Source organism: Streptomyces sp. NPDC040405 (genome assembly GCF_055595765.1).
Genome location: NZ_JBVIVI010000002.1, coordinates 307,034 through 320,294, shown reverse-complemented (window position 1 = coordinate 320,294; position 13,261 = coordinate 307,034). Strand labels below are relative to the sequence as shown.

Annotated in this window: 13 protein-coding genes; 6 read left to right on the top strand and 7 right to left on the bottom strand. The window is 73.6% G+C overall.

Annotation, left to right across the window (positions count from 1 at the left end):
* The first annotated feature begins 201 nt into the window (after positions 1 to 201).
* Together ACZ59A_RS08755 and ACZ59A_RS08750 are read left to right on the top strand one after the other, a co-directional pair.
* Entirely contained in the window at positions 202 to 471 is a 270-nt protein-coding gene (locus tag ACZ59A_RS08755) for a hypothetical protein (protein WP_470955371.1), read from the top strand.
* A gap of 215 nt (positions 472 to 686) precedes the next feature.
* Positions 687 to 887, top strand: coding sequence for a hypothetical protein (locus ACZ59A_RS08750; RefSeq protein WP_470955368.1), 201 nt, complete (start codon positions 687 to 689; stop codon positions 885 to 887).
* Between the two features lie 66 nt (positions 888 to 953).
* Here ACZ59A_RS08750 and ACZ59A_RS08745 read toward each other — a convergent pair whose 3' ends face one another.
* Entirely contained in the window at positions 954 to 2,555 is a 1,602-nt protein-coding gene (locus ACZ59A_RS08745; RefSeq protein ID WP_470955364.1) for a FadD3 family acyl-CoA ligase, read from the bottom strand.
* Positions 2,556 to 2,659: 104 nt separating this feature from the next.
* On the opposite strand from ACZ59A_RS08745, the gene ACZ59A_RS08740 reads away from it, so the two are divergent.
* Genes ACZ59A_RS08740 through ACZ59A_RS08730 form a run of 3 tightly spaced genes read left to right on the top strand, consistent with a single transcriptional unit; the run spans position 2,660 to position 5,046 of the window.
* The gene (locus tag ACZ59A_RS08740; protein WP_470955361.1) at positions 2,660 to 3,805 is read left to right on the top strand and encodes a lipid-transfer protein; all 1,146 of its coding nucleotides are present in this window, start codon (positions 2,660 to 2,662) and stop codon (positions 3,803 to 3,805) included.
* Between the two features lie 6 nt (positions 3,806 to 3,811).
* Positions 3,812 to 4,267 (top strand): Zn-ribbon domain-containing OB-fold protein, encoded by a 456-nt coding sequence (locus ACZ59A_RS08735; RefSeq protein ID WP_470955358.1) that lies wholly within the window; start codon positions 3,812 to 3,814, stop codon positions 4,265 to 4,267.
* The gene (locus ACZ59A_RS08730) at positions 4,264 to 5,046 is read left to right on the top strand and encodes an enoyl-CoA hydratase/isomerase family protein (RefSeq protein WP_470955355.1); all 783 of its coding nucleotides are present in this window, start codon (positions 4,264 to 4,266) and stop codon (positions 5,044 to 5,046) included. The genes ACZ59A_RS08735 and ACZ59A_RS08730 overlap by 4 nt, the downstream gene beginning before the upstream one ends.
* A gap of 34 nt (positions 5,047 to 5,080) precedes the next feature.
* On the opposite strand, the gene ACZ59A_RS08725 is transcribed toward ACZ59A_RS08730, so the two are convergent.
* From ACZ59A_RS08725 to ACZ59A_RS08710, 4 genes are all read right to left on the bottom strand, one after another.
* Entirely contained in the window at positions 5,081 to 5,659 is a 579-nt protein-coding gene (locus tag ACZ59A_RS08725; protein WP_470955352.1) for a hypothetical protein, read from the bottom strand.
* 183 nt (positions 5,660 to 5,842) lie between these two features.
* Positions 5,843 to 6,382, bottom strand: a complete 540-nt coding sequence (locus tag ACZ59A_RS08720) for a hypothetical protein (RefSeq protein WP_470955349.1) — start codon at positions 6,380 to 6,382, stop codon at positions 5,843 to 5,845.
* Between the two features lie 98 nt (positions 6,383 to 6,480).
* Entirely contained in the window at positions 6,481 to 9,114 is a 2,634-nt protein-coding gene (afsK, locus tag ACZ59A_RS08715; protein WP_470955346.1) for a protein serine/threonine kinase AfsK, read from the bottom strand.
* 197 nt (positions 9,115 to 9,311) lie between these two features.
* On the bottom strand, positions 9,312 to 10,184 hold the full coding sequence (locus ACZ59A_RS08710; protein ID WP_470955343.1) for a VOC family protein: 873 nt from the start codon (positions 10,182 to 10,184) through the stop codon (positions 9,312 to 9,314).
* A 355-nt stretch (positions 10,185 to 10,539) separates the two neighbouring features.
* On the opposite strand from ACZ59A_RS08710, the gene ACZ59A_RS08705 reads away from it, so the two are divergent.
* Positions 10,540 to 11,187, top strand: a complete 648-nt coding sequence (locus tag ACZ59A_RS08705) for a TetR family transcriptional regulator (protein ID WP_468048958.1) — start codon at positions 10,540 to 10,542, stop codon at positions 11,185 to 11,187.
* 320 nt (positions 11,188 to 11,507) lie between these two features.
* Here ACZ59A_RS08705 and ACZ59A_RS08700 read toward each other — a convergent pair whose 3' ends face one another.
* Both ACZ59A_RS08700 and ACZ59A_RS08695 read right to left on the bottom strand, forming a co-directional pair.
* Positions 11,508 to 12,008: a nitroreductase family deazaflavin-dependent oxidoreductase gene (locus ACZ59A_RS08700; protein ID WP_470955340.1), complete on the bottom strand. Its 501-nt coding sequence runs from the start codon at positions 12,006 to 12,008 to the stop codon at positions 11,508 to 11,510.
* 17 nt (positions 12,009 to 12,025) lie between these two features.
* A complete protein-coding gene (locus tag ACZ59A_RS08695; RefSeq protein WP_470955338.1) occupies positions 12,026 to 13,240 on the bottom strand; it encodes an acyl-CoA dehydrogenase family protein in 1,215 nt (404 codons plus the stop codon).
* Positions 13,241 to 13,261: the final 21 nt, after the last annotated feature.

Here is a 13,261-nt window from a genome sequence, read left to right as displayed (position 1 = left end):
TGCGGACCGTTCATCAATCGTTTATCGCCGGACGGCACTCTTGAATCTGTCGATCCGTCCCCGCGGGGGGCAGGCGGATCGATTGTCAGGCCCCGCCATTACGGTGAGTGGCTCTGGAGACATCCGTCCGGCGACCCACGGGGGAGTCGCCGGGCGGATGTCATCGCCCTGCCAGCTACTGCCCTGAAGGAGTCGATCCTGATGAGCCAGGACAAGAAGCCTAGTTCCGATGCCTACCGTCCGATGGACAACTACCCCGGCGGTGTGACCGCCGCCGCCGAGAGCGGTCCTCTCGCCGAGGCGCAGACCCAGACGGCGAAGGACAACTACCCGGGTTCGCCGTCCCCTGCCGTCACGATGGACAACTACCCGGGCTCGCCGTCCCCGGTCACGGCGGACGACAACTACCCGGGCTCGCCTTCTCCCGCGGCCGCGGCCGCGGACAGCGGCTCCGCGGAGGAGACGAAGTAAGGCACGCCGCCCAACGGGGGCCGTAGGAAATGACGGGACCGGCTGGGGCAGCTCGGAGGGGAAGCTGCCGCAGCCGGTTCCGTTACGGGCGCGACGCCAGGCTCTTGCGTCGCGCCAAATTTCGGTGGCTTCAAGACAGCGGATCGAACACACATCCCACGCCGCTCCCGGCCTGGGTATTGGTATCGAATATTCACGCCCCACGGAGGATCCAGATGACCCGCTCGAAGAAGGCCCTCACCGCCTGCGCGTTCACCGCGGCCCTCGCACTCGGAAGCGCCGCCCCGGCGCTGGCGGACTCCTACCCGGGCGCCGCGACGGGCGCCTCGGCTTCGGAGTTCTCCACGCAGGACTCCTACCCGGGCAGCCCCGAGCCCGGCGCGGCCGCCGACCAGGTGATAGACGGCGACCACTGAGCCACCGGCGCCAGGACGCCTCCCACATGGGGTCGAGCCATCGCGGCTCGGCCCCACGCCGTCGTTTCACGCCGGGCGCCCCCGTAAGGCGCGCTTGAGCACCTTGCCGCTCGCGTTGCGCGGCAGTTCGGGCAGGAACTCCACGTGGCGCGGCACCTTGTAGTTGGCCATTTCGCGGCGGCACCAGGCGATCAGGCCGTCGGCGGTCAGGGGGGAGGACGCGCGGCGGACCACGAACGCCTTGGCGACCTCGCCGAGGCGGGCGTCCGGGACGCCGACGACGGCGACATCGGCGATGCCGGGGTGGCGGGCGAGGAGTTGCTCGATTTCGGCGGGATAGGCGTTGAAGCCGCCGACGATGAACATGTCCTTGATCCGGTCGGTGATCCGCAGATTGCCGCTCCCGTCGAGGACGCCGATGTCGCCCGTGCGCAGCCAGCCGTCCGGGGTGATGGCGCGGGCGGTGGCGACCGGGTCCTCGAAGTAGCCGCGCATCACGTGGTGGCCGCGGACCCAGACCTCGCCGGGAGTGCCCGGCGGGCGCGGGTCGCCCAGCGGGCTCACGACCTTGACCTCGGTGTCGGGGATGGCGCGGCCCGAGGTGGCGGCGATCGTCTCGGGCGGATCGCCCCGGCGGCACATGGTGACGGTGCCGGACGCCTCGGTCAGGCCGTAGGCCGTCAGCACGGTGGCGACGCGCAGTTCGGAGCGCAGCCGCTCCACCAGCTCCAGCGGGACGACGGCGGCGCCGGTGACGACCAGGCGCAGCGTGGACAGGTCATGGGCCTCGCGCGCCGGGTGGTCGAGGATCGCCTGATGCAGGGTGGGCGGCCCTGGCAGGACGCTGATGCGCTCGACGGCGATGCGGGTGAGCGCGGTGTCCACGTCGAAGACCGGCTGCGGCACCATCGTCGCGCCGCGCATCAGACAGGCGATGATGCCCGCCTTGTAGCCGAAGGTGTGGAAGAAGGGGTTGACGACGAGATAGCGGTCGCCGTGCCGCAGCCCCGTCACCTCGCTCCAGGTGTCGTAGACCCGCAGGGTCTGCGCGTGGGTGATCACCACGCCCTTGGGGTCGCCCGTGGTGCCGGAGGTGAAGGTGATGTCGGAGGGGTCGCCCGGGCGTACGGAGTCGGCCCGGTCCCGTACGGCGTCCGGCGGCACGGACTCGCCCGCCGCCAGGAAGTCCTTCCAGGTGCGGAAGTCTTCGGGTGCGTCCCCGGCGAGGACGATCACCTCGCGCAGATAGGGCAGCCCCGGCAGCGGGACCCCCTGCCCTGGCCCCCGCTCGGCCGCCCGGCGCAGCGACGCCACGTAGGAGGCGCCCAGGAAGGTGCCGGTGATGAACAGATGGGTGGCGCGGGTGCGCCGCAGGACGTACGCCGCCTCGGCCCCCTTGAAGCGGGTGTTGACCGGGACGAGGACGCCGCCCGCGGTGACCGCGCCGAGGGCCGCGACGATCCAGTCGGTGGTGTTGGGCGCCCAGATCGCGACCCGGTCGCCCCGTTCGACGCCGGAGGCGACGCACGCGGCCGCGGCGCGTTCGACGCGGGTACCGAGTTCGGCGTAGGAGATCCGGGCGCGGCCCTCGACGACGGCCTCGGTCGCGTCCCCGTGGACCCGCGCCGCGTCCCGTATCAGCGCCGGGATGGTCTGCCACTCCGCCATGACTCCGCCTCCAGCACAGCGACTCCCACTAGCTGACTACCCGTCAGATTAGCGGTAGCCTTCCCCGCTGTCAGCACCGGTGACCGCGACGTACGGAGGTGGCCATGGGCCTGAAGGACGCGACGGCGATCGTCGGCATCGGCCAGACCGCGTTCGCCAAACGCCTCCCCGAATCGGAGAAGACCCTCGCCTGCCGCGCGATCCTGGCCGCGCTCGACGACGCCGGAATCGCCCCCTCCGAGGTGGACGCGTTCGCCTCGTACACCATGGAGGAGACCGACGAGGTCGAGGTCGCCAAGGCGATCGGCGCGGGCGACGTCACCTTCTTCAGCAAGATCGGCTACGGCGGCGGCGGTTCCTGCGCGACCGTCGCGCATCTGGCCGCCGCGATCGCCACCGGACAGGCGGGCGTCGGGGTGGCCTGGCGCTCCCGCAAGCGCGGCAGCGGGCCCCGGCCCTGGACCAACACCCGCGTCCAGCTGCCCACCCCCGCCCAGTGGACCCGGCCGTACGGGCTGCTGCGGCCCGCCGACGAGATCGGCCTGCTGGCCCGCCGCTACATGCACGAATACGGCGCCACCCGCGACCACTTCTTCAACGTCGCGCTGGCCGCCCGCAACCGCGCCAACCAGAACCCCGCCGCGATGATGTACGAACGGCCGCTGACCCGCGAGATGTACATGACCGCCCGCTGGATCAGCGAACCGCTCTGCCTGTTCGACAACTGCCTGGAGACGGACGGCGCGCTGGCCTGCGTCGTCGTCTCCGCCGAGCGGGCGCGCGACTGCCGCCGCCGCCCGGTGTACGTCCACTCCGCCGCCCAGGGGCTGCCCGCACAGCACCACGGGATGGTCAACTACTGGAACGACGACCCGCTCACCGGCCCCGCCTGGACCGCCGCCCGCCACCTGTGGAAAACCGCCGACTTCGGCCCGCCGGACGTCGACGTGGCGCAGATCTACGACGCGTTCACCCCGCTGATCCCGCTGTCCCTGGAGGGCTACGGCTTCTGCGGGCGCGGCGAGGGCGCCGCCTTCACGGAGGGCGGCGCGCTGGAACTGGGCGGACGGCTGCCGCTCAACACGGGCGGGGGCGGGCTGAGCGAGGCGTATGTGCATGGCTTCAACCTCATCACCGAGGGGGTCAGACAGCTGCGCGGAACGAGCACCGCCCAGGTCCCCGACGCCAGGACCTGCCTGGTCACGGCGGGCGAGGGCGTCCCCACATCGGCCCTGCTGCTGAGGAGTTGACGACCGATGACCGCACTGCCGGAGATTCCGGAGCTGCTTCGGCCCGTGCCCGACGAGGACGGCGCGCCCTTCTTCGAGTACGCGGCCCGCGGCGAGCTGCGTGTCCAGACCTGCACCGGCTGCGGTGAGCCGCGCTTCCCGCCCCGGCCCTGCTGCCCCCACTGCCAGTCCTTCGACAGCCTGTGGGCGAAGACGAGCGGGCGTGGCCGGATCTGGTCATACGTCCTGCCGCATCCGCCGCTGCTGCCCGCCTACGCGGCGCAGGCCCCGTACAACGTGATCCTCGTCGAACTGGCCGAGGCCCCGCGGATCCGGCTGGTGGGCAACCTGCTCGAATCCGCCGGCGCCGCGCTCGACTCCGTCGACCCGGCGCGGATACGGATCGGGGCGCCCGTGCGGGCCGTCTACCACCGGATGCCGGACGGGCCCACCGTGGTGCGCTGGCTGCTGGAGCGGCCATGACGGCCCCGGACATGGCGATCCGCACGGAGACCCGGGACGACGGGGTCGCGGTCGTCACGCTGGACCGGCCCGAGCGCCACAACGCCATCGACCTGGCGACGGCCGACGGACTGGCCGCCGTGTGGCGGCGGCTGCGCGGGGACGAGTCGGTGCGGGCCGTGGTGCTCACCGGGGCGGGCGAGCGGGCGTTCTGCACCGGGATCGACCGCTCGGTGACGGTCCCGCAGCCGCCGTCCCCGTACGCGATGGACGATCCGCTGCGGGACATCGGCCCCAAGGCCAACGATCTGTGGAAGCCGGTCGTCGCGGCGGTGGGCGGGATGGCGTGCGGCGGGGCGTTCTATCTGCTGGGCGAGGCCGAGTTCCTCGTCGCCGACGAGACCGCGACCTTCTTCGACCCGCACACCTCCTACGGGATGGTCAGCGCGTACGAGGCCGTCTACATGGCGCAGCGCATGCCCGCCGGGGAGGTCGCGCGGATGGCGCTGATGGGGGCCGCCGAACGGGTCTCGGCGCGAAGGGCGTACGAGACGGGGCTGGTCAGCGAGGTGGTGCCGCGGGGCGAGGCGGTGGCCGCCGCGGTGCGGGCCGCCGCCGTCATCGCGTCGTACCCGACGGAGGCGGTCCAGGGGACCGTACGGGCGCTGTGGGCGGCCAGGGAGGCGGCGCTGACGCAGGCCCTCGCCCGGGCCCCGCAGCTGATCGCCCTGGGGAACCGGCCGCCGGACGCGCAGGCCGCGCTCTTCGCGGCCCGCACGCCCGGCTTCCGCGTCCGGTGAGTACCCGTTGAATGCCCGGTGCGCGCCCGGTGGGTCAGCTGCTGGTGGGCGACTTGCTGGCCAGGCTGATCTGGCAGGTGTACTGGGTGCGCTTGGTGATGGTGTAGCTCGCGCTGGCCGTGAACGTCTCGCTCTGGCCGGGCAGCACGGTCACGTCCTGGCTGTCGTAGCCGAGCAGCCCCTCGTCCGCGTAGTCGTTCCACTTGACGCTCACCGAGTAGCGGAAGCTGCGGGTGGCGTCGGTGTTGGTGACCTTGATGTCGTACTTGAACTGGCTGGTCGACTGGTCGTAGCGGCAGTTGGTGCCGGTCGTCTCGGTCGTCGCGTCCGGGTTGTAGGTGGGCGGCGCGGAGTAGGAGTAGGGGTCTGAGGTCGTCGGGGAGCCGTACGACGGCAGGTCCGAGGGCCCGCTCGGCAGATCGGTGGGGATGTCGCTGGACAGGCCGCTGGGGCCGGACGCGGGCTCGTCGCCGCCGGTACCGCCGGAGACGAACCCGTTGTCGCCCCCTCCGAGGCCGTGGCTCTTCTTCTTTCCGCATCCGGTGAGCGACCCGGTGAGCACGAGCAGTCCGACCAGGGCGACGGCAGACAGGCGCAGGGAACGGCGTTGCATGGAATTACCCCCGTGGAAAAGCTGCAATCAAGCCAACCTGTGATTGGTTGACAAGTGCACGCCACCCTAGCAACGCCGTTCCCTACCCCAAAGTCACCTCGACGCCGGGACGCGGCGGACGGGCTCGCGGGACGCTCGCGGGGCGGACTCGGGACGCTCGCGGGGCGGACTCGGCGGACGGGCTCAGAGGACGGATTCGACCTCGCACCGGGCGACGTTCCGGGCCTCCAGCGGATCGTCCAGCGGCACCCGGACGGTCTCGGTCCGGCCGGCGGGGACGCGCACGCTCTCGCTGCCCCGGGTCACCTCGCCGCCGCTCTTGCCGAGGAACCTCATGTCGACGATGTACAGCTCGGACGAGCCCGAGCGGTTGCGCACCTTCACCGTGGCGGCCGGGTCGCCGTCCTTGTCCCGGCCCGCGCAGGTGACGACCGTCGTCTCCGGCTCCTTCGGCGACGCGCTCGCCGTACCCCCGGCGGACGGGGTGGAGCGGTAGCGGTTGTTGTCGCGGTAGTAGGAGGAACCGCCGGAACCGGTACCGGAACGCGAGTCGTCGGAATCGGAGTAGCCGCCGGAGCCCGAACCGGAACCAGACTGATGCGAACTGGAACTGGAGCAGCCGCCTCCGCCGTGCCCCCGGCTTCCGCGCGACTTGCTCTTGAACCCGGTGAGAGCCACCAGCACCACCATGAGCACGGCAGTGAAGCGCAGACCCCTCCGCATGATGAACCACTTCCCCCGTAGACACCATCGGCCTCCCGGACACCCGGGAGGTCAGTGAACGCGTATCACGGTAGCAGGGGTTGTCAGGGGCACGACCTTCACGCGCGGGCCGAGGGACGGGACTGGCCGGTGCCCTTGACCGCGTCCAGCGCGTACACACAGCGGTCCTTGCTGCACGCGTACACCACACCGGCCGCCGCCACCGGCGAGCCGGTGATCTCGCCGCCCGTGGCCAGCTTCCAGCGGAGCTGGCCGCCCGCCGCGTCGACCGTGTAGAGGCAGTGGTCGGCCGAGCCGAAGTGGACGCGGCCGTCGGCGACCACCGGGGAGCCGATGACCTCGCCGCCCGCCGCGAAGCGCCACTTGGGCGTGCCCGTGACCGCGTCGAGCGTGTACAGGGCGCTGCCGCTGCCCAGATGGACGGAGCCGTCGGCCACCAGGACCGGTTCGACCGAGCCGCGCGCCTCGGTGGCGATGCGCCAGCGGTCGCGGCCGTTGGAGGCGTCGAGGGCGTAGACCGTGCCCAGGTAGTCGGCGATGTAGACGCCGCCGCCGGTCACCGCGGGCCCCGGCGCGTACGCCGGGGCGCTCAGGAAGACGGCGGGCGCCTCGAAACGCCACCGCACCTCCCCACGGGCGATGTCGATCGCCAGCACCCGGGTACCGGCCGAGACGTACACAACCCCGTCGGGCGCCGGGAGCAGCCGCAGCGGCACCCCGCCGCAGGAGGCCGTGTCGCCGACCGGGTACGACCAGCGCTCCGCGCCCGTACGCGCTTCCAGGGCGCGCAGCCGGGCGTCCGACCACACGAAGACCGTGCCGTCGTGCACGGCCGGACCGGACTCGGGCGTCTCGAAGTCGGTCTGGACGCCCTGCATCTCCCACAGCAGCTCGCCGTTGGCCGCCTCCCACGCCTGCACGCCGCCGCCCCGGGTGCCGGTGACGACCGTGCCGCGGTCGACCTTGAGCGAGTAGACCCAGCCGTCCGTGGACAGCCGCCACCGCTCGGAGCCGTCCGTCGCGTCCAGCGCGTACAGGGTGGGGCCGTCGGAGGCGTGGATGCGGCCGCCCTCCACGGCCATCGCCCAGGCCACGTCGCGGGTCTTGAACTGCCGCCGCCCGCTGCCCACGTCCAGTGCGTGCACCTCGAACGAGGTCACATAGAGCAGATCACCGGCGACGGCCGGGGTGCCCCACACGTCGTTCGACATGCGGAACCGCCAGGGGCGCCAGCGGCCGTGGCCCGCCGCGCCCGGCGGCTCGGCCGCGTCGGTGGACGGGGAGTGGGAGGGCGGCGGGACGGCGCCCGTGGCGGCGGCCTCGCCCCCGCTCGCCCCGCCGGTGGTCATCCCGCCCGGCGGCCGCACCCAGCCCGTGGCGGGGCCGGTGTCGTACCGCGACTGCGGGTCGCGCGTGTCGGCGGCGCGCAGCCCGGGGCCGATGGCCACCTGGGAGTTGTGCAGCCGGACCGGCCCGTCGGTCCCGGAGGTCAGCGGGGCGGGCGCGGGCGCCGGGGCGGGTGCCGGGGCCGGGGCGGGCGCGGACGGGGCGGAGGCAGACGGCGCGGCGTGCCGCCCGGGGCCGATGGAGCTGAGCGCGTTCGACGGGCCCGCGTCGGGCGCGCGCAGGCCGCCGCGCGGATCGGCCGCGCCGACCGGCTCCCAGCCGCCCGCTCCGGCGGGTGCCCCGTGCCGCCCGCCGCCGCGCCCGTCGGCCCCGGCGGGGGCGTACGAGGGCGGCGTGGGCGGCCGCTCGGGCGGCAGCGGCGCGGACGCCGGGCCTCCGGAGGGGCGGGAGGAGCCGGACGGGGGCCGCGAGGTGCGGGCCACCTGGTTGCGCCCGCTGCGCTTGCGCTCGATGAGCGCGACCGCGCCGCCCGGCAGCCACGCCGAGGCCGTACCGCTGTCGTCGGCGTTGGAGGCGAACAGATGCGGGGCGAGCTGCGACTGCAGATCGGCCGGGGACGGCCGCCGGTCGGCCTCCATCTGCATGCACGACTCGATGAGGGGACGCAGCTCGTCCGGCAGCCCGGTCAGGTCCGGCCCCTCGCGCAGCAGCATGAACACCGTCTCGACCGGGTTCGCGCCGTGGAAGGGGGCGTGGCCGGTGGCCGCGAAGGTCAGGGTGGAGCCGAGCGAGAAGATGTCGCTGGCGCCCGTCACGCTGCGCGAGTCGCGCGCCTGCTCGGGCGACATGTAGGCGGGCGTGCCCACGGCGACGTTGGTCATCGTCAGCCGGGTGTTGGAGACGCCCGAGGCGATACCGAAGTCGATCACGCGCGGGCCGTCCTCGACGACCAGCACGTTCGACGGCTTCAGATCCCGGTGGACCAGGCCCGCGCCGTGGATGGACTGCAGCGCCTCGGCGACCCCGGCCGCCAGCCAGCGCACCGCCTGGGCCGGCATCGGCCCGCACTCATTGATTATTTCCTCGAGGGAGGGCGCGGGGACGTAGGCCGTGGCCAGCCAGGGCACCGCGGCGCGCGGATCGGCGTCCACCACCGCTGCCGTATAGAAGCCGCTGACCGCGCGGGCCGCCTCCACCTCGCGGGTGAAACGGACGCGGAACAGCTGGTCCTCGGCCAGCTCGGTCCGGACCGTCTTGATCGCGACCCGCCGGCCGGACGCCGAACGTGCCAGATAGACGAGCCCCATGCCGCCCGCGCCAAGCCGGCCCAGCACCTCGAAGGGACCGATCCGCCTCGGATCGTGCTGCGTCAGCTGCTCCACCACTTGCCTGCCACCTCCCCGTGGGGGCTTGAAAAAATACAGCCCCGTGCAGCGTCTCACCGACAAACCAACCGGCGGCACGCATCCTGCATTCTCTCTGGCGAAGGCGGCGGTTGCGAACCCGGGGGCAATTCGTCGTGTCACCGGGCGATACGGAGCCGGAGCCCGTCCCGTTCGACCGCCCGGCCGCCGGACCGCTCTCAGCCCCGCCCCGCCTTGCTCTCCGTTGCTCCGGAGTCCGCCGACGAGGTGTCGATGACCGCGAAAACCGCGCCCTGATTGTCCGCAAGGACCGCGAAACGCCCGTACGGCGTATCTTCGGGCCCATTGAGAACCCGCCCGCCCAGCCGTTGGGCCGTACGCGACGCATGATCGCAGTCCGCCACCACAAAGTACGTCAGGAAGTGCGCGGGCAGTTCGGCCGGGGGCCCCTCCCCGATCACGACCCGCGCGGCGACGGCGTGGGCGGGGCCCGCGGGTTCGCCGCGGGGCGACCACAGCAGGATCTCGGCGGGGCGCTTGGGCCCGCCCAGTCCGCCGGGTCCGGAGGGTCCGGCCTCGGGCGCACCGGGCGCACCGGGCGCCGGGGCCGCCTCGTATCCGAAGACCGTCCGGTAGAAGGCGTCCACCACCCGCGGCTCCCGGGTGTGGACCTCGGTCCAGCCGTAGCTGCCGGGGTCGTCCCGGCGGGCGAAGCCGGGGTGGCTGCCCGTCTGCCAGAGCCCGAAGACCGCGCCGCCCGGGTCGGCGGCCGTCGCCACGACGCCCAGGTCGTCGAACCACCGGGGCGCGACGATCACCCGGCCGCCCGCCTCCCGGATCCGGGCGGTGGCCGCGGCGGCGTCCTCGGTGGCCAGGTAGACGTTCCAGACGGTGGGCATCCGGCCGTCGGACTTGGGCACCAGCGCCGCGACGTCCTTCCCGCCGAGCCGGGCCCAGGTGTACGGACGGTAGCCCGCGGTGCCCTCGGCGAAGGTCCAGCCGAACAGCTCGCCATAGAAGCGGCGGCCCGCCGCGAGGTCGGGCAGCATCGCGTCCACCCAGCAGGGCACGCCTTCCGCGCACTGGACCATGACCCGAGTCCTCCCGCGTCCTCCTGTTCGCGGCCTTTACCGCATTTGCCACGCTAACGGGGGATCGCCCCGAGTGCCCGCTCCGAAAGTCGAAATATTTGGCCAATCCTTGGCCCGCGACACCAGGTCCGGGGCGGGTCATCCACGCTTCTTATCCACAGCCTGTTGATAACACGGTTCACCCGCATGGCTGAGCGGTGATTGACGGCTTGACGACGCGCGAGGGACTGCCGGATGGGGCCGGAATCAGCCATTCCAAGCCGCTCAGGAGGGCGCACAAACCCTCTCATCACGTACGAACCCCATTTGCACGCAGTCGAATCGCGCTTCGATCACCCCTCGGTAAGCTGACGGCATGACAGGACAAGTACGCACCGTCGACGGTCGGGTGGCCGGTCGTCGCGGGCAGGCGACGCGGCAGAAGCTGCTCGACTGCCTCGGCGAGATGCTCAGCACATCCCCGTACCGAGACGTCAAAGTCATCGATGTCGCCCGTAAGGCAGGCACCTCACCGGCGACGTTCTACCAGTACTTCCCCGATGTGGAGGGCGCCGTCCTCGAGATCGCCGAGGAGATGGCCAAGGAGGGCGCGGGCCTGACCGATCTGGTCGCCGGTCGCACCTGGGCGGGCAAGTCCGGCTCCACGGCCGCCGACGAGCTGGTCGACGGCTTTCTCTCCTTCTGGCGCAAACACGACGCCATTCTGCGCGTGGTCGACCTCGGTGCGGCCGAGGGGGACAAGCGGTTTTACAAGATCCGCATGAAGATCCTCAACGCCGTCACCAACTCCTTGACGGACGCCATCAAGGAGCTTCAGTCCAAGGGCCGGTACGACAAGGACGTCCAGCCCGCCGCCGTGGCGGGCTCGCTCGTCGCGATGCTGGCCGCGGTCTCCGCCCACCAGAAGGGGTTCCAGAGCTGGGGCGTCAAGCAGGCCGACCTGAAGCCGAGCCTGGCGCTGCTCGTGCATCTGGGGATCACCGGCCGCAAGCCGCCGAAATAGCGCTCCGGCGCTCACCGCGGCGCCCGCGCGCCCGTACGCGCCCCCGCGCACATCCGCGCGCCGACGCCGGCCGGGCCCGGGTTGGCGGGCCAGCACGTCCTGTCATGTCACGGCGGACCACTCGACCCGAGTGGTCCGCCGCGGCCATTCCCGCCCCGGGGCCCGCCACCGCCCCACCGCCCCGTCCCCCCACGGCGCTGGCCCGCCGCCCACCGGTCACCACTCCGGCCGGGCCAACCGGCCCCCCTTCCGGATGCGGCCCGGGCCCCGACGCCCGCGCCGGGCCTTCCCTCGCGGGGCCCCGGTGCCTACCCGGCCCGTCACCGCTCCGGTCCCTGCCCCGGCCCCGCATCCGGCACCGGCTTCGGCTCCAGGCGGAAGAGGCGGATCCGGCGCTCCACCCGCGCCTGGTAGCGCTCGTACGGCGGCCAGAAGGCCACCACCGCCGACCAGGCACGGTCCCGTTCCGGGCCCTCCAGCAGGCGGGCTCGGACCTGGATGTCGCGGCCCTGCCAGCTGATCTCCGCGTCCGGGTGGCGCAGCAGGTTGGCGGTCCAGGCGGGGTGGCCGGGGCGGCCGAAGTTGCTGCCGACCAGAAGCCAGCCGCCGCCCTCCTCCGGCATGCAGGCCAGCGGCGTACGGCGGGGCAGGCCGGACCGCGCGCCGCGGGCCGTGAGGATCACGCTCGGCAGCATCCGCGCGCTCGGCAGCACCCGGCCACGGGTCAGCCGGTGGACGGTGCGGTCGAGGGCCGGGACGACGTGCGGGGCGAGCCGGGCGAAGGCGCGCCCCGAGGAGACCTTCTGCACGAGCCGCGTCATCCGCGCCCCCGGCGGCATCAGACCGTCACCGCCGCGGCGGCGGCCGGGGCGAACAGCCCGTCCCGGTCGGCGGCCCGGGCCCGCAGCCGGTGGGCGGGGCCGAAGAGCAGCTCGTCGGAGGCCGCCCGCTTGAGGTACAGATGCGCGTCGTGCTCCCAGGTGATGCCGATGCCGCCGTGCAGCTGCACGGCCTCCCCCGCGGCCGCCCGCTGCGCCTCCAGGGCCGCCGCGAGGGCCAGCGGGCCCGCGACCGCGCCCTGCGGGCCTTCGTCGGCCGCCCATGCCGCGTAGTACGCGGCAGAGCGGGCCGCCCGCACCGCGACGTACACATCGGCCAGCCGGTGCTTGACCGCCTGGAAGGAGCCGATCGGGCGGCCGAACTGCTCCCGCGTCCGTACGTGGTCGACCGTACGGGCCAGGGCCGCGTCCGCCGCGCCCACCGCCTCGGCGGCGAGGACGGCCGCCGCGGGACCGCCCAGCGAGGCCAGCGCGCCCGCCACGTCCGCGCCGTCCTCGCCCAGCAGCTCGGCCGGGACGTCCCGCAGCTCGATACGGGCCTGCGGCCGGGTCTCGTCCAGCGCGGTCAGCCGGGTGCGGACCAGCCCGGCCGCCCCCGCCCGAACGGCGAAGACCAGGGTCCGCCCGCGCGTATAGCCCCCGGCGCGGGCGGCGACCAGCAGCAGGTGCGCGCCGTGCCCGCCGAGCACCTGCTCCACCTGCCCGTACAGCCGCCAGCCCCCGTCCCGGGCCCGGGCCTGGACGCCGCCCGCGCGCCCGCCGCCCGCCCAGTCCGCCTCGTCGCGGCCGTCGGGCTCGCGGTCGAGCCCCAGCGCCCGGGACAGCGCCCGGCCCGGCACCGCGAGCGCCGCCGTCAGCTCGCCGCCCGCGATCCGCGGCAGCAGCCCGTCGCGCTGTGCGCCGGTCCCGAGGGCGGCGATCAGGGGCGCGGCGAGCACGGCGGTGGGCAGCAGCGGCGAGGGCAGCAGCACGCGCCCGGCCTCCTCGCAGGCGAGCGCCAGCTCGACGGAGCCGCAGCCGACGCCGCCGTACGCCGCGGGCAGGGCGAGCCCGGGGAGGCCCAGCCGCCGCGCGAGGGCGCCCCACAGCGCCTCGTCGTATCCGGCCGCGGTGCGGACCGCGGCCTTGACCTCGTCGCCGCCGCACCGCCCCCGCAGCAGCTCGCGCAGGGTGCGCCGGATCTCCTCCTGCTCCTCGCTGAGCGCGGCATCCATCGGACGAGCACCTCCCGTTCC